The organism is Corynebacterium crudilactis (assembly GCF_001643015.1).
Taxonomy (GTDB): Bacteria; Actinomycetota; Actinomycetes; order Mycobacteriales; family Mycobacteriaceae; genus Corynebacterium; species Corynebacterium crudilactis.
Window position 1 is genome coordinate 2,760,066 of record NZ_CP015622.1, and the last position, 20,102, is coordinate 2,780,167.

The 20,102-nt window shown below is 52.2% G+C and carries 19 protein-coding genes; 7 read left to right on the forward strand and 12 right to left on the reverse strand.

Annotation, left to right across the window (positions count from 1 at the left end):
• Positions 1-224 precede the first annotated feature (224 nt).
• The 7 genes from ccrud_RS12745 to ccrud_RS12780 form a co-directional block, all read right to left on the reverse strand.
• Positions 225-1,253 carry an ATP-binding cassette domain-containing protein gene (locus ccrud_RS12745; protein WP_066569972.1) on the reverse strand — a complete coding sequence of 343 codons (1,029 nt, stop codon included), beginning with the start codon at positions 1,251-1,253 and terminating at the stop codon, positions 225-227.
• On the reverse strand, positions 1,244-1,888 hold the full coding sequence (locus ccrud_RS12750) for an energy-coupling factor transporter transmembrane component T family protein (RefSeq protein ID WP_066568500.1): 645 nt from the start codon (positions 1,886-1,888) through the stop codon (positions 1,244-1,246). Before ccrud_RS12750 ends, ccrud_RS12745 begins: the two co-directional genes overlap by 10 nt.
• The gene (locus ccrud_RS12755) at positions 1,885-2,619 is read right to left on the reverse strand and encodes a glycosyl transferase family 9 (RefSeq protein ID WP_066568502.1); all 735 of its coding nucleotides are present in this window, start codon (positions 2,617-2,619) and stop codon (positions 1,885-1,887) included. Before ccrud_RS12755 ends, ccrud_RS12750 begins: the two co-directional genes overlap by 4 nt.
• 112 nt (positions 2,620-2,731) lie before the next feature.
• Positions 2,732-3,724 (reverse strand): hypothetical protein, encoded by a 993-nt coding sequence (locus ccrud_RS12760; RefSeq protein ID WP_066568505.1) that lies wholly within the window; start codon positions 3,722-3,724, stop codon positions 2,732-2,734.
• Between the two features lie 218 nt (positions 3,725-3,942).
• Complete coding sequence (locus ccrud_RS12770; protein WP_211271307.1) at positions 3,943-4,347, reverse strand: hypothetical protein; 405 nt, start codon at positions 4,345-4,347, stop codon at positions 3,943-3,945.
• Positions 4,348-4,452: 105 nt separating this feature from the next.
• Positions 4,453-5,271, reverse strand: a complete 819-nt coding sequence (locus ccrud_RS12775; protein ID WP_066568511.1) for an NADPH-dependent oxidoreductase — start codon at positions 5,269-5,271, stop codon at positions 4,453-4,455.
• Between the two features lie 13 nt (positions 5,272-5,284).
• Positions 5,285-6,199 carry a nucleoside hydrolase gene (locus ccrud_RS12780; protein WP_066568515.1) on the reverse strand — a complete coding sequence of 305 codons (915 nt, stop codon included), beginning with the start codon at positions 6,197-6,199 and terminating at the stop codon, positions 5,285-5,287.
• Between the two features lie 471 nt (positions 6,200-6,670).
• Here ccrud_RS12780 and ccrud_RS12790 point away from each other — a divergent pair, with 471 nt between their 5' ends.
• Genes ccrud_RS12790 through ccrud_RS12800 form a run of 3 tightly spaced genes read left to right on the forward strand, consistent with a single transcriptional unit; the run spans position 6,671 to position 8,449 of the window.
• Positions 6,671-7,663 (forward strand): SPFH domain-containing protein, encoded by a 993-nt coding sequence (locus ccrud_RS12790; RefSeq protein ID WP_066568521.1) that lies wholly within the window; start codon positions 6,671-6,673, stop codon positions 7,661-7,663.
• 4 nt (positions 7,664-7,667) lie between these two features.
• Positions 7,668-7,862 (forward strand): type II toxin-antitoxin system antitoxin, encoded by a 195-nt coding sequence (locus ccrud_RS12795; protein ID WP_066568523.1) that lies wholly within the window; start codon positions 7,668-7,670, stop codon positions 7,860-7,862.
• Complete coding sequence (locus tag ccrud_RS12800) at positions 7,859-8,449, forward strand: DNA-3-methyladenine glycosylase I (RefSeq protein ID WP_066568526.1); 591 nt, start codon at positions 7,859-7,861, stop codon at positions 8,447-8,449. The genes ccrud_RS12795 and ccrud_RS12800 overlap by 4 nt, the downstream gene beginning before the upstream one ends.
• Here ccrud_RS12800 and ccrud_RS12805 read toward each other — a convergent pair.
• Positions 8,446-9,606 carry a globin domain-containing protein gene (locus tag ccrud_RS12805; protein WP_066568529.1) on the reverse strand — a complete coding sequence of 387 codons (1,161 nt, stop codon included), beginning with the start codon at positions 9,604-9,606 and terminating at the stop codon, positions 8,446-8,448. The genes ccrud_RS12800 and ccrud_RS12805 overlap by 4 nt on opposite strands.
• Positions 9,607-9,868: 262 nt before the next feature.
• Between ccrud_RS12805 and ccrud_RS12810 the strand changes: the two genes are divergently transcribed.
• Together ccrud_RS12810 and ccrud_RS12815 are read left to right on the forward strand one after the other, a co-directional pair.
• A complete protein-coding gene (locus ccrud_RS12810) occupies positions 9,869-10,474 on the forward strand; it encodes a DUF1707 SHOCT-like domain-containing protein (protein ID WP_066568531.1) in 606 nt (201 codons plus the stop codon).
• 132 nt (positions 10,475-10,606) lie between these two features.
• A complete protein-coding gene (locus ccrud_RS12815) occupies positions 10,607-11,317 on the forward strand; it encodes an NADPH-dependent F420 reductase (protein ID WP_281181344.1) in 711 nt (236 codons plus the stop codon).
• On the opposite strand, the gene ccrud_RS12820 is transcribed toward ccrud_RS12815, so the two are convergent.
• Genes ccrud_RS12820 through ccrud_RS12830 form a run of 3 tightly spaced genes read right to left on the reverse strand, consistent with a single transcriptional unit; the run spans position 11,304 to position 15,540 of the window.
• Positions 11,304-12,173, reverse strand: a complete 870-nt coding sequence (locus ccrud_RS12820) for a CAT RNA binding domain-containing protein (RefSeq protein ID WP_066568546.1) — start codon at positions 12,171-12,173, stop codon at positions 11,304-11,306. The two genes, ccrud_RS12815 and ccrud_RS12820, sit on opposite strands and share 14 nt — an antisense overlap.
• A 40-nt stretch (positions 12,174-12,213) precedes the next feature.
• The gene (locus ccrud_RS12825; RefSeq protein ID WP_066568547.1) at positions 12,214-13,623 is read right to left on the reverse strand and encodes a glycoside hydrolase family 1 protein; all 1,410 of its coding nucleotides are present in this window, start codon (positions 13,621-13,623) and stop codon (positions 12,214-12,216) included.
• A gap of 60 nt (positions 13,624-13,683) precedes the next feature.
• On the reverse strand, positions 13,684-15,540 hold the full coding sequence (locus tag ccrud_RS12830; protein ID WP_066568548.1) for a beta-glucoside-specific PTS transporter subunit IIABC: 1,857 nt from the start codon (positions 15,538-15,540) through the stop codon (positions 13,684-13,686).
• Between the two features lie 510 nt (positions 15,541-16,050).
• On the opposite strand from ccrud_RS12830, the gene ccrud_RS12835 reads away from it, so the two are divergent.
• Together ccrud_RS12835 and ccrud_RS12840 are read left to right on the forward strand one after the other, a co-directional pair.
• On the forward strand, positions 16,051-17,361 hold the full coding sequence (locus ccrud_RS12835) for a pyridoxal phosphate-dependent aminotransferase (RefSeq protein ID WP_066568549.1): 1,311 nt from the start codon (positions 16,051-16,053) through the stop codon (positions 17,359-17,361).
• Between the two features lie 128 nt (positions 17,362-17,489).
• Complete coding sequence (locus ccrud_RS12840) at positions 17,490-18,749, forward strand: YibE/F family protein (RefSeq protein ID WP_066568552.1); 1,260 nt, start codon at positions 17,490-17,492, stop codon at positions 18,747-18,749.
• On the opposite strand, the gene ccrud_RS12845 is transcribed toward ccrud_RS12840, so the two are convergent.
• On the reverse strand, positions 18,746-20,065 hold the full coding sequence (locus ccrud_RS12845; RefSeq protein WP_074025531.1) for a UDP-glucose dehydrogenase family protein: 1,320 nt from the start codon (positions 20,063-20,065) through the stop codon (positions 18,746-18,748). The genes ccrud_RS12840 and ccrud_RS12845 overlap by 4 nt on opposite strands.
• Between the last annotated feature and the right edge of the window lie 37 nt (positions 20,066-20,102).

Below are 20,102 nucleotides of genomic sequence, written 5' to 3' on the forward strand. Positions count from 1 at the left end.
ATTTACCTCAGGTACCTGCTCAAAGTGTCTTAGAATCGATTTAAATGAGGGGTATTTTTCTGGAGTTAAAGCAGGATTTTCCCCCAACCAAACCACAGTGCCCACGGACGCCCAATACTTGATCCGTGGGCATGTGTGACCGGTTTCGAAGCCGAATAACCAAACCACAGTGCCCACGGCCTGAACTTTTCAGCTCCGTGGGCACTCTCATTTGGTGATAGCCCTTAAAGCGCCAATTCGCTCACTTGTGCGTACGCCGCAACGTCTGCAATGAAGGTTTCATCGTGGCATGTAAGAACTAGCGCCCCGCCGGACCTCAAAAAGTCAGCGAATCGTTGGTGGATGGCATTTCTTCCGCCAATATCTAGGCCAACATCGGGTTCATCGGCAAGCAAAACGTCAGGATCCCTCCTCAGAGCAGCATCGCATTGGGCAAGACGGAGTTCACGTTGTGATAAATCCAGCGGGTGTTCTTGGCTATCACTGCCAGGTATCCATTGCGCCACGGTTGCATCAATAACCTGGTCAATGGGGTTTTGCAGCATCAATGCGGTGCCAGGTTGATCTGCCAAGCTGCGCAAAAGGGTTGATTTTCCGGAGCCGTTAGAGCCACGCAGCCACAAAACTTCCCCTGCACGCACGCTAATATCCACAGGCCCGATCTGAAATTGTGGTTGCGGGTTGTGAAATTGCCACCATCGCCGGTGCGCTGAACCACGTGATCCACTGATGCCAGAAAAAGTCCGAGCGTCGCCGGAAAATTCCACAGGTGCAGGTAAAACAGGCACATCCATGTTTCCTAAATAGGTGGTCGGCGCATCGAGCCACGGTTTGTGTGCAGCGACAATGACATCCCCCTCATATGATTCCAACAACGCAATGAGTTGGGCGCGCGAGGAGGTGTCAAGACCTGAGAAGGGGTCGTCGAGAAGCATCGTTGGTGCTTCTAAGATTGCGACGGCGCCGATAGCAAGCCTCCTGGTTTGCCCGCCGGATAGCTGCGCGGGCGAACGCTTAAGCAACTGCTCCAGCCCGAGTCCGATGCGCGCCACTTTTTCCCGCATCTGAGCAGGGGCGATGCCACGTTGCTCTAGCCCGAACGCCAACTCTTCCGCGACCGTTGCGCGCAAATATGTGATGTGCGCGCGCGGATCAGCGGTGAGCATGACCGCGCCGGGTGTGGCCCGATAGCGTTCCTCCAGGGCGCGCGTGAGCCCTGAGCCCGACGGGCCGATTATCTGTGTTATAGCCACAAAACCACCCCAATTGCGCTCAGCGGAAGCAGCCACCGAAGATGCTTTTCGACGCGCCCCTCCACCACTTCCACCAACACCGTACGAGGCCCCGGCCGATCCAATCCAGCAACTTCCAACGGGATCGCGCGGCTCGCACCAGCGCTAAGCAGATGCGTAATTAGGGGTAGACCCACATATTTCACAGCCTGCACTGGACCTTTAGTGCTGCGCCCGCGCAAAGCATTCGCATCGCGGATCGTCGCCAAAGTGTGTTTCCCTTGCGGCACCATCTGTAAAGCGGAGCCCACGATATATGCCAATTTGGGCCAACGGTATAGCGATTTCACCAGCTCAGGGATCGTAATCGCGGTGGCCGCCAATAAGAACACTGACATCAACGCACTAAAACGCGCAGTCAATGCAAGCGCCACCAGCCAGCCATCGGTGGAATACGGCATGTGGATCAGCATCATGGACACCAGCACGGGAATCGCCAACAACGCCGTTGAGGCCAAAACCGCCACGTTGTGTACTCGAAGCAGAGCAACAATCTGTGCGAGAACCACCACAGCAAGGCTTAAGCGAAGATCATTAACGCCAAGCACCACAATCCACATGCTCAGCGCCCCCATGATCCAAGTCAACGGGTTCAAGATTGCGGAGCCAACGCCCTGGTGGTGCGCTTGGGAAGTGATTTGATGACTACAAAAACAATCACCATGATGATCGCTTTATCCAAAGGATCAGAAATGAAGGACTGCCAGGTGACAGACGCCAGCAAGGAGTTACCCATCTCGCGGAAAAGGCTTACCAATGCACCTGTACCCACGCCTGCGGTTCCGCCATAAACAAACGCCGCCACAGGAGCTGCCACCGCACCAGTAATAATGCCAATGAGGGCGCCGGAAATGATGGCGGCAAAGATATTTTTCAGCGCGCCTTTAGAAATAGCCACACCTGCTAACCAACCAGTCAGCGCGGAGCCCGCAGCAAAAGGCAAGGCCAGTGGATTAAACAAGGACCACACCACAGCACTTAATGCTCCAGTTGCTAAGCCTGCACGAGATCCCGCCAAAGCTGCCACGAGCACAGTGCCCACCGCATCCAGATACAGCGGAATACCAATGGAGCCGACTACTTGGCCGAGCAAAATATTGAGCACTAAGGCCACTGGAATGATCGCAATGGTCCTGGCTGGAAGGGTGGGAAGCACACCAATTAGCAAAGCAATCGTGCCACCGACATAACCCACCAATGTGATCAGTGCTTCTGTTGAACCACCCACTGATTCCCAATCAGTAGGCCGAACCAAAACTACATACAACCAGGTAGCAGCAATAAGTAGGCCACCGAGTGCGACCATGAGTTGAGAAATGCGTGACATAATAATCCCCGTGTAGATACGTGAAAGCAACGACAATCAGCTCTATGTCACCTCGTGCTGATGTAAACGATGTGTCAGTATATCGGACTACGGAGAAGTTGCATGCATGCTGCTAGAATTTTCCGTTTTCTATCAAGGTGAGGTTTCGTTCTAGATCAATCGCTTGGAAGCGTCGATAATCTTCTAAAGGGATGCGCGGGGTAAACGGGTCCCTAGTAATATCCGGTAGACCGACGATATAGAGCAAGGATTCGCCTTCGTAAAAGCGTGGATCATTCCACCGGAGCCCATAGGAATTTTCCAACCATGCAGCAACTTTAGTGGTGTTGAAAAAATCAACAATCCGATCTTGTCCACGGTGATCAAAAGGCAATAGTTTGAGGAATTCTGCCGAAGCTTCAGGGTTCTTATGCGCAGCTTGGCTCCATGTCCCTAGTCTGAATTTCTCCTCAGCGGAATTCCCCAAATATGGTGGATAACCTGCGCGTGCATGATCCGGAACCTGAGCAACCAGAGGAAGATCAAGCCCTTCATATCCAGCAAGTCCCTGTGCCTGAATCAAGTATTTATACCACGGCTGGCCGGAGACATAGGTGCCATTGGATACCCCCTCGGAGGTTTGGGTCGTCGATGCCAGCTCAATTTGCAGATAGTCCCCATCCCCAGCAGTGAAATCTAGCGAAGGTTCCCGAAGGTTATATCTGATACGGATTTGAGCGACTCCGTTGGGATCGTCCACCGGTGGGAAATTATCCCTTTCAGCAACGGTGCAAAATAGTCCCTGAGTCATGTGCTCCAGATAGGTGTAGTCAAAAGAATCCGCAATGAGAGCAATCCACCCGGGAACATCAATATCCACGAACAGTAGTCTCTGACTAATATTTTGTGGCTGTAGAAGATGCAACCAATCTTGTGGCGATGAATGTCCTTCGAAAATCTTCCGGAACTGGATATCTGTGCGTTCTTCCCTAAAAAATGGTGAAGATCCTACTCTGGATTCCCAGTACACAGGGTGTTCCGACATCAGCCATCGAACATCATCTAGCGTGGCCCGCACGAAAGAGACATCACGTCCTGCAGGATAAAGCCCAAATTTTACGGTCATGACATCGCCCTTTCGAAGATCATGAAACGGCCCCCCAGAAAGTCTGGTTCTTGCAGATCAAGCCCCTTTGTTTCACACAGATCATAAATATGTTGGTGGTTGAGCTTCCCCCAACCACGACCTTTCAGCGGAAGATCAAATGGTAGATCCAGAGCAACGCGTTGTGAATGATCAGAGTCCAATCGGCCATAATATTTCCGTATATTGGCCTTCATCAACTATGAACTCGATGCACGAAAATCATAGTATTCAACCTCAATATAAGGCGCCCATGGGTCATATTTAACACTAAAAGCCTCAGGTTTCTTTGCCACACCTCGTCCCTGCCAAGGTCGTATTGTTGCCATCGCTGCCTGACTTTCTTTAATGAAAGGCGCAGCAAAACACCATGCGGGATTACTGGTTTCCGACACCACGAAGTGGCCCCTACCCACATCACCAGAAACCTTATCCGTCCAGTCCCCAGGCCCTCCGGTATACACCTGGGTGTCCTGAGCAATCCACGGATGATACCTGTGGGCAAAAAACAAACTCGCAGATGTTTCTTCCACGATTTCCTCAAATGAGGCACGGTACAGCTGAAATCTGGAATCGAAACGTCCATCAGTGCCTTCAATAAGCACGTGTTTCAGCCCTTTGGGTACCGTCAATTTTTCTTGGGGCTCCATAGCTTTCGTACGCTACCAGCGACAGTGCGCACGTGCTGGGAAGCGTCGAAAAGCGGGCTTTTATTTCAGCCCGAACCCGGCGCGCTCTAGCACCCGGCGCAGGAATTTGCGGTTGGTCTTCGTCGTGCTTGTCGACGCCGCCCTGTGCGCCATCTGCGTCGACCACAGCTGGTGCTGGCCGTAGCGGGAAAAGTAGGTGTCCAAGGCCTGGTCATAGGCATCAATATGGGTTGGGTCTGGGGTGGAATAGGTATCCCAATGCACGATGGCTTCTTGTGGCAGGCGGGGTTTAATTCCGGCAGGTTCAGTTGGGTCGGGGTGACCGATCTCGAGGCCTAGCACAGGGACGATCTCTGGCGGGATACCCAATAATTTCTGCACGGCTTCCACATCATTGCGGACAGAGCCTAAATAGAGGGTGCCCAGGCCGAGGGATTCTGCTGCTATCGCGGCATTTTGCGCGGCAACTCCAGCATCAAGGAAACCTAAAGCTGCTTCATCGAGGTAATCATGCGCGCCGGTAGGAAGTTGTTCGCGGGTGGCGGCATACCGGATGCGGGAAAAATCTATCAGCCAGATCAGCACCACGGGGACTTGTTCCAGGTGCGGGAACATTTGTTGGCTAATCTCCGACAAAGCTTTCCGGGCCTCTGGATCTTTGACCACGATCACCGAGATCACCTGTTTATTAGAAGAAGTGGAACCAGATTGTGCTGCGGAAATAATGGTGCGGATGGTGTCATCAGCTACTGGTTTATCCAGCCAGCGGCGCACTGATCTGTGCTGATGAATGATATCCAGGGTGTGATTCCACTGCGGAGGAGTCCACGATACCGGGGCTCCATAGCGAGCGGCTAAAAGTTCTTCAGGGGTTGGCATAATGCTCTTTCTTCTACGAGGTGCTTGTTACAGCACGCAGGAGTTCGGCATGCGCGGCAGCAATATCTACGCTGTCGATCAGGAAGGCATTAGCGGGTTTATCCCAGTGCCCGCGGGTATCGGCAACTGTAGTGCCACGCATCAAAGACGAATCAGCTTCCACATCCACGGTGACTTCCTTGCCGGTAAAAGGGATCTTACCCAAAGCAATCATGCAGGTCAGCAGGTCATGGATTTGGGCGAGATAGCCCTCCCCCTGTGCTTGATGGAACTCAAAATAAAACCGCAGCATCTCAGGCAAATGCTGTGCGATGGGTTCTTCGCCCAGGGCGTCAATTAATGCAGACAAGCTATCTGGATTAATGGTGAATTGTTCTGTCACGCCCAAAGAACACACCGTGATGGGTTGTTCAGCCTGAGCAAAGGCTTCTTTCGCGGCATGTGGATCTACCCAAGTATTCCACTCTGCAGTGGGCGTGGTGTTGCCTGGATAAAGATAGGTTCCGCCCATCAACGTGACGTTTTTTACCGGACCAAAAGCAGCCAAGTTGGTGGCAGGTCCGGTGACAATAAGCCGGGTTGCTTGGTCACTGAGGTGCTCTTGCCACATCTCTTGCCAACCTCCTGCAGGTACGTCAATTACACCTGGGTTGATATAGCCGAGTCCATGATCGCCGTGTGTTTCTGGAGTGGTGACTAACGGAACATGCTTGGGTCCCGGCAGACCAGCCGCAACGGGAATCTCTGGCAGAACACATTGATCCAACACCCATCTGGTGTTGATGGCGGTTTGTTTCACATCAACATTACCGGCGGTGGTGGTTGCTCCAAGAAGTTGGATTTCCCCGCGTTTATGCAAAGCGGCCAGGTAGATCAGGGCAAGGGCGTCGTCGATGCCGGTGTCGCAGTCGATGAGAACAGGAATCATGTCTCACGAGCATAGTGTTTTCTAGTTTTAGAGTGCATCTCCGAGTTTGGATGGTCTGCTGCCGCACGAGTGGGACGTGGGGAAATCAATTATGCAAAAATCCACCACAAACTCCGGCGAATTAAAAGTGTGGCAGATCCTTGCACTTTGGAAGTCTTGGGGTGCAAATTTTGGATCGTTTTGGCAGGCCCACAGACAAATGTGGCAGATTTTTGCACCAGAATCTCACAGGTTTCACTTTTACCTCTCTGGCCCCAAAATGGAGACCTCCCAGAATCGCTTTTAAGCACCCGAACGAGGCTTACCCACGCCAGGGGACGTTTTAGAAATTCATCCCTTTAAAACACCTCCACAGGGAAAGGCATCACTCAACCTGGAAACATAATCCAGCACCTTTAATGTGATATCACTTTCTGATAAACTGATATCACATTCTTTTCCAGGATCGAAAAAGACCAAAGGAGCACTGCCATGAACACCACACCACCAGTCCCCCACGAAGAAGCCACACCAGGAGTGGTCGCCAATGAGCCAGTGGGACACGAAGGTGCCCGCGCCAATATCAAAGAGAAAAAAGTATGGTCATTAGGAGCCGGCGTTACTGCGGTTGCCCTTGTTGCCCTGATCGCCATCATGATTGCCAGCGGAGTGTTCTTCGTTCAGGCTATTAATAACTTGGAAAACTACGGCGGCAATGGAGCTGATCTGGCACTGCTGATTACCAGCATCATTGTTTTCACCGTAGCTTTGGTAATTGCCCTCACCTCTGTAAAGGTGGTGAGCCCTGGACACACGCTGACCGTGCAGTTCTTTGGACGCTACATTGGTACTTTGCGCCGCACTGGACTTTCTTTTGTTCCCCCACTTTCTATCACCAAGAGAGTGTCCGTGAGGGTTCGCAACTTTGAAACCAATGAAGCCAAAGTCAATGATTACAATGGCAACCCCATCAACATCTCCTCCATCATTGTGTGGCAGGTAGCCGATACTGCGCAGGCTAGCTTCTCTGTGGAAGATTTCGAAGAGTTCCTCCACCAACAGGCAGAATCTGCATTGCGCCATGTCGCAACCCAGCACCCATATGATTCACCAGTTGATGGCCGCATCTCTCTGCGTGGTTCCACCGATGATGTCAGTGAAGAGCTTGCTGATGAAGTGGCACAACGCGCAGCTGTTGCAGGTTTAGAGATTATCGAAGCCCGCATTTCTTCCCTGAGCTATGCCCCAGAAATCGCCCAGGCCATGCTGCAGCGCCAGCAGGCTTCTGCCATCGTGGATGCCCGCGAAAAAATCGTCGAAGGTGCCGTGACCATGGTGGAAACTGCGCTTGAGCAATTGGAACAACGCCAAATCGTGGATCTAGATCCAGAGCGACGCGCCGCCATGGTTTCCAACCTTCTGGTTGTGCTGTGTTCCGACACCAATGCCCAGCCGATGGTCAACGCCGGTAGCCTCTACCACTAGAACAATGGCCCGCAAACAGGTGCCACTGCGCCTTGATCCAGCAGTTTATGATGCAATTGCACGATGGTCTGCCGATGAAGCACGCAGTACGAATGCACAAATTGAGGTCATGCTCCGCGATCAATTACGCAAAGCTGGCCGATTACCTAAAAATATTGGTGAGATCCCTAAACCTGGAAGGCCAAAAGAGAACCCATGAGTTCCTTAATTATTGGCGATGATGGCCTCAAACGCCCCAGCTGGGCAGCCCAGGATCCACAGATGCGCGAATATTATGACACCGAATGGGGCATGCCGATCCGCGAGGAGCAGGCACTTTTCGAGCGAATCAGCCTGGAGGCCTTCCAATCTGGGCTGTCCTGGGCGATTATTTTGCGCAAGCGGGAGAATTTCCGCGCGGCTTTTGCGAACTTCGACCCAGAATTAATTGCTAGGTTCACCGATACAGATATCGATCGACTCATGAATGATGCCGGTATCGTGCGCTACAACCGCAAGATTCTCGCCACCATCAACAACGCCAAAGCCACCCTTCAATTGCGTGAGAAGGGTGGTCTGGTGGATTTTGTGTGGAGCTTCAAACCTATCGAAACTCCACAACCTCAATCCCTGGAGGAGATTCCAACGCAGTCGCCGGAATCTGTTGCGCTATCCAAAGCGCTGAAGAAGGAAGGTTTTTCCTTCGTCGGTCCCACCACGATGTTCGCCCTGATGGAAGCCATCGGCATCGTCGATACCCATTTGATGGGCAGTCATCGCCGTGGAAGTTCTGGCGTGTGGGTTTAAGAAATTAGCCAGTCATTTGGTGCGAACAGCTCAAAGTTCACATCGCGAGGCTGTTCCTCCAGTGCATCGAGCTGCTCGCGCACATTCTTGAGGAATTCCACACCACCACACAGGTACACCGACGCGCCAGCAGGAATGCGGCCGGCAACCTCGAGCCACTGATCATTGTCGCGGTAGAAGATTTCAAAGGCAGCCTTTGGCAGCTTTTCGACGAGCCCCTGCACTTCCTCCACCTGCGCGTAGGTGGCCTCAGCCTGGTCAGCGTGCAAAACTACAACATCACGTTCTGGGTTCATGCCCGCAAGCATGCCCACCATTGGAGTGGAACCAATGCCCTGAGAAATCAGCACAACTGGGTTGGTGTCCTTGTTGAGCACCAAGTCGCCAGCCGCGATAGTGGCCTCAATTTTGTCACCGACAGCGACGTTATCTCGCAGGAACGCAGAAACCTCGCCATTATCCTCAACTGCAATGCGGTATTCGGTGTTGGAGCCGCCCAGCAAGGAATACTGGCGCAGCTGGCGGGCGCCGTCGTCAAGCACAACGCCTACGGAGGTGTACTGGCCAGGCGCTGGGGAAACCAGCTCGCCTGCCAAGGTGTATTCCCACACTGTTGCACTGACCTGCTTCTTTGCAGTGACAGTGACCTCGCGGAAGACATCGCCCGCCTCAAGATCATTGGAGGCGTAGAGGCTATTTTCAAAGCCGATGAGTACATTAGCCATGATCCAGTAGACAGCGTCCCACGCTTCTGCAACCGGTGCGGTCACGGTTTCAGCGCCGAGAACCTCAACGATTGCCGCGAAAAGGTGCTCGTGAACAATGTCGTATTGATCCGCGGTGATACCCAAGGAAACATGCTTGTGTCCAATGCGGGAGAGCAACTGCACTGGATCCGGAGCATCTGGAGTGACCAACATGGTGGCAAAAGTTGCGATCGATGCAGCAAGAGCCTTCTGCTGATCGCCCTGCTTCTGGTTGCCACGATTGAAAGTGTTGGCGAGCAATTCTGGGTGGGCGGTGAACATCTTGTTATAGAAAACCGGCGTAATCTCGTTGATCTTGCTACCCACTAATGGAAGCGTTGCTTTGATGACCTCTGCATGCTCTGCTGAGAGTGCACTGCGATCAGTAATGGGCTGGGTGGAAACGATCACGATAATTGGCCTTCCGGGGTTCAACTGGTTAATTTCTACGGATTTAATCTAACTAATTAAGAGGTTGGGGCCAAGGGTATCAAACTTTAGTTTGACTACATCATTAAATCCCGCGCGGTTAAAACGGGTTATTAAAACCGGAATTAACCGGGTTTAATACTGTTTTTGGGTGGAATTAATACGGCATCCCTCCACCTACCCCCGAGAGGATCTGGGAAACCCCGGATTTAAAACAATAAGAAACAAACTAGAATGGAAAATTATGGGTGAACAATTTCCGGGAGACAAAACCATCAGAGTCAGCGACACTGAAAGATCAGCCGCATTAGCAGCACTCGGCCAGTTCTACGCAGAAGGCCGACTCACCATGACAGAAACCGACGATCGCTGTGAAGCCGTCGCAAATGCGAAGACCCGAGGAGATCTCAACGCAATCTTCTTTGATCTCCCCAACCAAGAAATTGCGGTAGTTGATCGCCCCGAACAAACCTATACCGCCTCTGAAGTCGCTGAACTGCACCGCAAAGGCGCACGCCCACGCGCCGGAATTATGGGACTCACCACGGTCGCTGCAGTCACAGGAACTGCAGTTCTAGCTACTACTTCACCATTAGCACCAGTACTTTTAGCCATTATCCCTATGGTGTTCATCCTGCTTTACATCATGAAAGTAGGCCCCGCCTCATGGCACACCCCAACCTCTCGCCAACTACAGCGTCGACGCATGATGGAGCTTCGGGAGAAAGAAAAACTTCGCGACATGGAGCTCAAAGCACAACGCAAAGAACGCACCCATGCCCTTACCTCACGTGCTTTAGATGCAGCAGAAACTGCCTTTGAAACAAAGCCGTGGAAAAAGAAGCGTTAACGCTTTTTAAGGGATTTCGGGAGTTATACCTTCAAAATTGGTGTTTTGTGAGGATTTACCATTTTTAAGAATTTGGAGCTAAAAATGGCGCATCCTTCATAAGCCTCCCACGGAAATAGTTTCCACTAACCCGTGGTTGCTACAGATAGGCCACAACCAGCCACCGATTTCCGAAAAGCAATCTTTAAACAAAAGGTAGAGAATTTTATGTCACACACCGAGCTATCCACTCCCTCCATTGCCATCCTTGGAGCTGGCCGAGTAGGTTCTTCACTTGCCCGCGCAGCTGTTTCTGCAGGATATGAGGTCAAAGTGGCAGGTTCCGGTTCGGTGGACAAAATTATGCTCACCGCTGAAATCCTCATGCCAGGCGCAGTAGCCACTACGGCTGAGCAAGCAGTGAAAGACGCCGACATCGTGTTCCTTGCTGTCCCGCTACATAAATTCCGCAGCATTGATGCAACGGGACTTGCTGGAAAAATTGTTATCGACACCATGAACCACTGGGTGCCTGTCAATGGTGAACTCGAAGAAATTGATCAGGATCCACGCAGCACTTCAGAGATCATTGCGGAATATTTTGGAGACGCCAAAGTAGTCAAAACTTTCAATCACATCGGCTATCACGAAATCGAACAAGATGCGCACACTGGTCGAGCTATTGCTTATGCCACTGATGATGCAGCTGCAGGTGTGGAAGTTGCACAGGTCATCGAGCACCTAGGGTTTGTTCCTTTAAACATTGGTGCTTTAGCGCATGGTCGCGTTTTGGAACCTGGCCAGGAAGCTTTCGGCGCACATCTCACCAAAGATTCCCGACTAGAGCCTGTTAGCCAGCGGTAGTTCCCCTATCTTCAGCTAATCGGGCAACATGAAGCGCCAGGTAGGTTTGTTCATCCGAGGAAAGTTCTGCACCTAATCGGAGGCTGAGGATCTGACTCAGCCTCTCTGCACATGCAACCGACTCAGGATGTGAAATCTCCAAACTGTTACGCAGCACAGACATTCCATCATTTAATTGGCCATTGTGATGGACACGGACAAAGAAGTACCGCATATGTGTGATAAACCGCGCTGCGTTCACAGATTGACGGTCAAGAGTAATGCCAAAGGCGGAGTCAATCACTTCAAAGAGCTGTTCGAACACGCCGGTCATCACGTAGGTTTCTGCGAGGTCTTCCGTGCGGAAACCAGCATTAACCAGGTGCAATGAGATTGCCACAACCTCCGCTGGTGGCAATGGAGGGATCCCTTTTTCAGCGAGCCAATTATTGGTACGCTCCAGGATCTCGGTGGCAAGGCGAGTTTCCTCAGGATACAAATGGTGCACTTCTGCGCTTAGTGGATTGGGTTTCGAGGTCAGCTCCGGTTCCAACTCATTGCGTTTTACCGCCATTTGAAGGTGGTCCGCCAACGCCACCACCGTTGCACTACCTACTGGTGATTCAAGTTCAGCCGACACCGACGCCATCAGTTCGGTAGACAGGTCTAAATATTCCAACGGAACTTCGGCCAAAAGACTGGCCATATGATCAGCATCGCGATTGTTTTCAGGAACGAAAACCTGCGTGACCTTGCTCTGATCTACATCTTCTCCCGGCTTCTTTTGGAAACCCACACCCCATCCGGTCAGCACCACCTCGGCACTGTCTTTGATGGCAAGCACAACATTATTGTTGAGCACTCTCAACACTTTCACCGAGGTGACACCTCCCTTTTTTACTTGAGTATGGCAGTACTTAAGCCTGCAGACTTTCGCCGTTGGTGGCAATAACATCGCGGTACCAGTCGAAGGACTTTTTCTTGTAGCGCTTCAAGGTGCCGGAGCCATCATCGTTGCGGTCTACATAAATGAAACCATAGCGCTTGGACATCTGAGCAGTGGAGGCAGAGACCAAGTCAATGGGACCCCAGGTGGTGTAGCCCAGCAGGTTGACGCCATCTTCGATTGCTTCGCCGACCTGCACGAGATGATCGTTGAGGTACTTGATGCGGTAGTCGTCATCGACTGTTGGGCCGGAGGGTCCGTCGATAAGCACGTCCTTTGCTCCTAGTCCGTTTTCGACGATAAACAGTGGTTTCTGCCAGCGCTCCCAGTAGTTGTTGAGCACGATGCGCAGGCCGATCGGGTCGACTTGCCAGCCCCACTCGGAAGCCTCGAGGGTTGGGTTGGTGACGCCACCGATGATGTTGCCGGCGCCAGATGCGTAGTTTTCCGGATCGTGGGCTTCACAGACCGACATGTAATAGGAGAAGGACACGAAGTCGACGGTGTTCTTGAGGATCTCACGATCTTCATCTGTGATGTCGATGGTGATGCCCTTTTCGCGGAATTCGCGAAGCAAGTAGCCTGGGTATTCGCCGCGGACGTGAATATCGCCGAAGGCAAAATCCTCATGCGACTTCTGCTGCGCGGTGAGCTGATCGCGAGGATCAGGAGTGATTCCATAACGAGGAACCGCGATGATCATGCAGCCGACCTGGTTGTTCGGATCGATCTCATGGGCGATCTTGGTGACCAACGCGCTCGCCACCAACTCATGGTGAATGGCTTGGTAGAGCTCAGATTCACTCAGCTCAGAGCGTGGAACTTCAATTCCACCCGCGGTGAAAGGCATCGCCAGAACAGCATTGATCTCGTTGAAGGTCAGCCAGTAATGCACGCGTCCCTTGTATCGGTTAAATACAGTGCGGGCGTAATGAGCGAAGAATTCAATGAGCTCACGGCTGCGCCATCCACCATATTTACGAGCCAAACCCAGCGGAGTTTCGTAGTGGCTAAGAGTAACTAGTGGCTCAATACCGTGCTTTTCCAGCTCATCGAATACGCGGTCGTAGAACGCCAAGCCCTCTTCGTTTGGCTCCTGCTCATCACCGTTGGGGAAAATACGGGACCAAGCGATGGAGATACGGAAAGTCTTGAAACCCATCTCCGCGAAGAGTGCGATGTCTTCGACGTAGTTGTTGTAGAAATCAATGGCCTTGAGCTTGAGGTTATCGTCGGTGGCACCTTCTGTCCATGGCTTGAACGCGCCGCCTGGCATGACGTCCTGGATGGACAGGCCCTTGCCGCCTTCGTTGTATGCACCTTCGATTTGGTTGGCTGCGGTCGCGCCGCCCCAGAGGAAACCTTGCGGGAATGTGGTCATGGTGGTTTAAAACTCCTTCTAAATTATGTGTGGTGTGGTGGGTGTGGGCGATGAAACCTTTTAAGGTTCCATACGCATCACCACATCTCCTGCGCCAACGTGTCCCTCAACATCAGTGAATTTCAAGCCTTCCAGTTTCTTGGAGTTAGTCACGATCACCGCAGTGGTCGGATCGAAACCAGCCTCCGCAACAGCATTCAAATCAACCTTGGCCAGTGGCTGCCCAACTTTGACGTGATCGCCACGCGCCACGAGGATTTCGAATCCCTCACCTGCCATTTTGACGGTGTCAATGCCCACGTGCACCAGAACTTCAATTCCGTTATCCCCGCGAATGCCATATGCGTGCCCAGATTTTTGCACCGCGATCAACTGACCTTCCACCGGCGACACAATCTCACCGTTTTCCGGCACGATACCAAATCCATCTCCCATGGCTCCAGAAGAAAACACCTTGTCAGGAATCTCTGCCAGCGGCACGTAGGTGCCGCTTACGGCTGCAGTCACATTTGGGGTGGTGTCGGTTTCTTGCTTATCGACGTTTTGTTCCCTTCGGAATATCACCACAGTGATAACGAATCCTAAGATGAGTGCCGTAAACGATCCGATAAGTTGCAAGACAAAGCTACCAACACTGAGCGTCGCCGCGAAGGCCATCACCGATGGGAAAACAAAGGCATCAAAAGCACTGCCGCCAATTCCTGCAATCACGCCACCAATACCACCAGCGATCGCACCCGCATAGAAGGGGTACTTCAATGGGAGGTTCACACCGTAAATGATTGGTTCAGTAACACCTGCAAAGAAACCAGAGAAGATACCAGGACCAGCAACCTTCTTAATCTCGGGGTTCTTAGTTCGAATCCACACTGCAGTTGCAGCGCCAACCTGACCAAAGATTGCTGCGATCAGCGGTGCCATCATGTAGGAGAAGCCTTGGGTGGCGATGTCATTAATCATCACCGGAATCAGCCCCCAGTGCAGACCAAACATAACGAAGACCTGCCAAAATGCGCCCATGAGGCCACCCGCCAACCATGGAACCGTTTCAAAGAGGAATCCGATGCCAGCAGATAGTGCATTAGCTGCAGCAATGGTGACAGGTCCGATAGTAAACAGCACCAATGGAACCATAACCAACACCACAATCAGCGGTGTGAAGAAGTTTCGGATCGCACCGGGCAGTACCTTCTCCAGCCATCGTTGCAAATATCCAGCCACCCATATCGCCACAACCACAGGGATCACTGATGAAGAGTAGGACATCATGGTCAAAGGCAAGCTGAGGAAACTTACCCCTTCAGCACCGACCATTGCTTCCATCGTGGGGTGCAGCAATGCAGCCACAATTGATAGCGCAATGAACTGATTAACTTTAAAACGTTTGGCGGCCGTCAATGCGAGGAAGAATGGCAGGAAGTAAAACAGGCCATCAAACATCGCGTTGAAAATGGCATATGTACTAGATTCGGTATCTAAAATCCCAATGGTGCTCACAAGCGTAAGACCAGCTTTGCCCAAACCGATGCCAGCCAAAGCCCACACAATCGGTGAGAACAGCGCAGAAATCAGATCAATGAACTTGTTGAGCCAGTTCTTATCCTCTGCCCCACCGTCATCGTCTACTTCTGCATCGCCATCTTTAATGCCTTTGGCGCGCATGCCGGGAACTTCCATCAGTGCTTGATAAGCCAGTGGAACATCATTTCCAATCACAACTTGGTGTTGTCCACCCGAGTTGATCGCCGTGATGACACCACTAATTTCTCCTGCCTTGGCGATATCAGCCTTGTCAGAATCCTTGATTTTGAAGCGAAGCCTGGTGGCACAATGCGTCACACTTCGCACATTGTCTGCCCCGCCCAGCGCTTTGACAACATCGGCCGTTAAAGGGCCGAAGTCTGTTTTTGCTGCCATTGCCGTTATCCTTTTCGTTCACATGCTTGGGTCACATCTACCCGAAAATGACAAAAGACCTGAAACGCAGACGAGATTAATCGTCTATGTTTCAGGTCTTGCCCCTTGCGGGTTACAATCCTTGGCTTTTCCTCAACCAGTTCTTGAGAAAAGCATTGCAATCATTATGTATGACCCATTCACGCAAAAGCAATAGATATGACATGAGACACATAATTAAGGCCAGCTTTTAATGCCTGCACTTTTGCACACTGCCGACCCCACCATATCTTGAGCACTTGCTAAAGCTGCCTGCTTAACCGATCAGTCAGCCCTCCAGAAATATTTTAATGAGCGCCATATATACACCAGCAGACAGTATGGAAGTTCAACAGTAACATCGGCGAAACAGTCATTGATCAGCCAAACTGCCACACAAACAACACCCCCACTGCCCCTTTTAGGCAATCAAACAGGAATTATTCATCCAATAGCTTTTAACTGGGCGCGCAAAGTGGCAACATTGAACAAGTGACTACAGACAAGCGCAAAACCTCTAAAACCACCGACACCGCCAACAAGGCTGTGGGCGCGGATCAGGCGGCGCGTCCTACTCGGCGAACTCGCCGCGTCTTCGATCAGTCGGAGAAGATGAAGGACGTGCTGTACGAGATCCGTGGCCCGGTGGCCGCGGAGGCGGAACGCATGGAGCTCGATGGGCATAATATCTTAAAGCTCAACACAGGCAATCCTGCTGTATTCGGATTCGACGCTCCAGACGTGATCATGCGTGACATGATTGCCAACCTTCCAACTTCTCAGGGTTATTCCACCTCAAAGGGCATTATTCCAGCCCGCCGAGCTGTGGTAACCCGCTACGAAGTTGTGCCTGGATTCCCCCACTTTGATGTTGAAGATGTGTTCTTGGGCAATGGTGTCTCAGAGCTCATCACCATGACCACCCAAGCATTGCTCAATGACGGCGATGAAGTGCTAATCCCAGCACCGGATTATCCGCTGTGGACGGCTGCGACGTCGTTGGCTGGCGGCAAACCAGTGCACTACCTCTGCGATGAGGAAGATGAGTGGAATCCGTCCATCGAGGACATCAAGTCCAAGATTTCGGAAAAAACCAAAGCCATCGTGGTGATCAACCCAAACAACCCAACGGGTGCAGTGTATCCACGCAAGGTGTTACAGCAGATCGTGGATATCGCCCGCGAACATGATCTGCTAATTTTGGCCGATGAAATCTATGACCGGATTCTCTACGATGATGCCGAGCACATCAGCTTGGCTACCCTTGCCCCTGATCTTTTGTGCATCACCTACAACGGCTTGTCCAAGGCATACCGTGTCGCTGGTTACCGCGCTGGCTGGATGGTGATCACTGGACCAAAGCAATATGCTCGTGGATTCATCGAGGGATTAGAGCTGCTTGCAGGTACGCGCCTGTGCCCGAATGTGCCAGCTCAACACGCTATTCAGGTGGCTCTCGGTGGACGCCAATCCATCTATGATCTCACTGGTAAACACGGCCGTTTGCTGGAACAACGCAATATGGCATGGACAAAACTCAATGAAATTCCAGGTGTCAGTTGCGTGAAGCCAATGGGCGCGTTGTATGCATTCCCAAAGCTTGATCCCAATGTGCATGAAATCCACGATGACACTCAGCTGATGCTCGATTTGCTTCGTGCAGAAAAGATTCTCATGGTCCAAGGAACTGGCTTTAACTGGCCTCATCCAGATCACTTCCGTGTGGTCACCTTGCCATGGGCATCGCAGTTGGAAAATGCCATTGAGCGCCTCGGCAACTTCCTCTCCACCTATAAGCAATAACGCTTTATCCTTGAATCCCCTCAACAGCGAGTCCCCACCTTCTCAGGTGGGGACTCGCTGTTGGACTAAGAGAGCAGCTGGGTTAGGCTTCATCTGTTAAATGTGCCTGTCCTTATTTAGGAGACACCGTGGGAAAACACGCCACTGCATCAACGACATCAAAAAGGTCTCCCTGGAGAGTTGGGTTACTGACATTTTTGGTCTCTTCTGTCATCGTCACGCTTGTGGGCATGGTGATGCTCTGGCCAAATTCAGACGATGTTGTCTTGGCAGATAACTTTTCGCAGACCTTTGCAGGCAATCATGAGCAGGTAGATGGCACCATCACACTTGTGGATGGCGCAGCCTGTAATTCTCCCGATACTGGACGCGCTTTTAGTGGCAGCCCCACCATCCCCTTAGAGTCTGCCACTTTAGAGTGTGTGCGCGCACTTGTTGATATCACCTCCGGCATCAATGAGGGGCAGAAAACCCAGCTGATTACTTATGCGCAGCCTGGTGAACCGGAGTTTGCTGAAGGCGATAAGATCCGCATGGTGGAAACTCCCGATGCTAACGGCGGCATCATCTACACTTTTGCTGATTTTCAGCGTGGCATTGCTTTAGTGGTGTGGGGCATCGTTCTCATCTTGGCCATGGGAACTTTTGCTGCATGGCGAGGTGTGCGCGCCCTATTCGGCCTGGTGATCACCTTAGGAATCGTGGGAATTTTCCTTCTCCCTGGACTTGCCAGTGGTCATGATGCCATGTGGTTGGCGCTGATTTGTGGAGCCACCATCCTGTTGATTGTGGTGCCGATGGTGCACGGGCTCAATTGGAAATCTGCCGCTGCTTTGGCCGGAACATTGGTGGCATTGGTGCTGTCTGCAGTGCTGTCGTGGGCTGCGATTGTGACCACGAATTTGCGCGGGCTCGGCGATGAAAACCACCTCAAGATTATTAATTATCTGCCCGAGGTGTCCATCTCTGGGTTGTTGTTGGCCTCATTTATTATCGGCACCTTGGGTGTGCTCAATGATGTGACGATCTCCCAAGCATCCACAATTAATGAGCTCGCTGAAATCGATGATGACGCCACCCCGTGGCGACTTTTCACCGGCGCAATGTCTGTGGGCCGCGACCATATTTCTTCTATGATCTACACCCTTGTGCTGGGATATACCGGCGCTGCACTACCGCTTTTGCTGCTGTTATCGCTAGCCGAGCGTCCACTCATTCAGACGCTGACCAGTGATGTTATGGCTGGTGAGCTGTTGCGCTCAGGAGTCGGAGCCCTTACGTTGACGCTGGCTGTCCCAATCACAACACTCATTGCCGCCTGGACGGTGCCTGGCGATGAGCCTGCTCCACGAGATGACAGCAAGCCCCGCCTGGTCCACCGCCACTAAAGGTTGCGGCCGAGCGCCTGCATTTCCCAGCCAGCAGACTTCCACTTGGCCACATCAAGGACGTTGCGGCCATCAATAATAGCTCGCTTTTCGACGACCCCTCCCGCCACTTCCGGGTCAAGGTCGCGGAATTCTTGCCATTCCGTAGCAAGAACGACGAGGTGGGCGTCGATAAGCGCCTCTTTGGTGCTGGCTGCATAGCTTAGCGTCGGGAAGACGCGTCGAGCGTTGTCCATCGCTTCCGGATCATAGACCGACACCGCCGCGCCCTGAAGCGACAGCGAACCAGCGACCGACAACGCTGGGGAATCGCGGACATCGTCCGAATTTGGCTTAAAAGCCGCGCCCAACACCGTGATGCGCTTGCCCAGCAACGAGCCACCACACATTTCCTTGGCCAGCTGCACCGTACGATCACGGCGACGCATATTAATAGAATCAACTTCACGCAAGAAGGTCAATGCCTGGTCAGCACCCAATTCACCGGCGCGAGCCATGAACGCGCGGATGTCCTTAGGCAAGCAACCACCGCCGAAGCCCAGGCCTGCGCCTAAGAATTTACGACCAATGCGATCATCGTGGCCGATGGCATCTGCCAGCGCAACCACATCCGCGCCCGTTTGCTCACAAATCTCAGCAACCGCATTAATGAAAGAAATCTTGGTAGCCAAAAACGCATTAGCCGATACTTTAACCAGCTCAGCAGTAGCCAAATCCGTGACCAAAAACGGAGTGTCCGCAGCAAGTGCTGTGGCATAAACCTCGCGCGCCACATCTGCCGCGTCAGATCCTGCACGCACTCCGACCACGATGCGGTCTGGAGTGATCGTATCTTTCACTGCAAAACCCTCGCGCAAAAACTCTGGGTTCCACGCGATCTCCACATGAGATCCCGGCTGCACCAAAGAATCCGCCAACTCCTGCAGCTGCTCAGCAGTACCAACCGGAACTGTGGACTTGCCGAAAATGATGTGGTTGCCCTCAAGCAATGGCACCAAATCTTCCACAACCTGACGAACATAGGTCAAATCCGCAGCAAAAGAACCCTTCTGCTGCGGCGTACCCACACCCAAGAAATGCACCTGAGCAAAACCTGCTACCTCGGTGTAATCAGTGGTGAAATTCAGACGACCATTTTCCAGGTTACGTTCCAAAACCTCCGGCAGACCGGGCTCAAAAAATGGCACTTTACTGTCTTTTAATGACGCAATTTTTGCCTCATCAACATCGACACCAAGTACCTCATGGCCAAGCTCAGCCATGCAGGCTGCGTGTGTTGCGCCAAGGTATCCCGTACCAATCACTGTCATCCGCATGTAGGGAGATTCCTTTCAATGAAAAGTGGACCGGAGA

Bases quoted from the DNA above. Each gene is read 5' to 3' on its own strand.
- ccrud_RS12755 (WP_066568502.1), bottom strand. From the start codon at position 2,619: ATGTCACGCATTTCTCAACTCATGGTCGCACTCGGTGGCCTACTTATT.
- ccrud_RS12760 (WP_066568505.1), bottom strand. From the start codon at position 3,724: ATGACCGTAAAATTTGGGCTTTATCCTGCAGGACGTGATGTCTCTTTC.
- ccrud_RS12775 (WP_066568511.1), bottom strand. From the start codon at position 5,271: ATGCCAACCCCTGAAGAACTTTTAGCCGCTCGCTATGGAGCCCCGGTA.
- ccrud_RS12780 (WP_066568515.1), bottom strand. From the start codon at position 6,199: ATGATTCCTGTTCTCATCGACTGCGACACCGGCATCGACGACGCCCTT.
- ccrud_RS12790 (WP_066568521.1), top strand. From the start codon at position 6,671: ATGAACACCACACCACCAGTCCCCCACGAAGAAGCCACACCAGGAGTG.
- ccrud_RS12795 (WP_066568523.1), top strand. From the start codon at position 7,668: ATGGCCCGCAAACAGGTGCCACTGCGCCTTGATCCAGCAGTTTATGAT.
- ccrud_RS12800 (WP_066568526.1), top strand. From the start codon at position 7,859: ATGAGTTCCTTAATTATTGGCGATGATGGCCTCAAACGCCCCAGCTGG.
- ccrud_RS12810 (WP_066568531.1), top strand. From the start codon at position 9,869: ATGGGTGAACAATTTCCGGGAGACAAAACCATCAGAGTCAGCGACACT.
- ccrud_RS12825 (WP_066568547.1), bottom strand. From the start codon at position 13,623: ATGACCACATTCCCGCAAGGTTTCCTCTGGGGCGGCGCGACCGCAGCC.
- ccrud_RS12830 (WP_066568548.1), bottom strand. From the start codon at position 15,540: ATGGCAGCAAAAACAGACTTCGGCCCTTTAACGGCCGATGTTGTCAAA.
- ccrud_RS12845 (WP_074025531.1), bottom strand. From the start codon at position 20,065: ATGCGGATGACAGTGATTGGTACGGGATACCTTGGCGCAACACACGCA.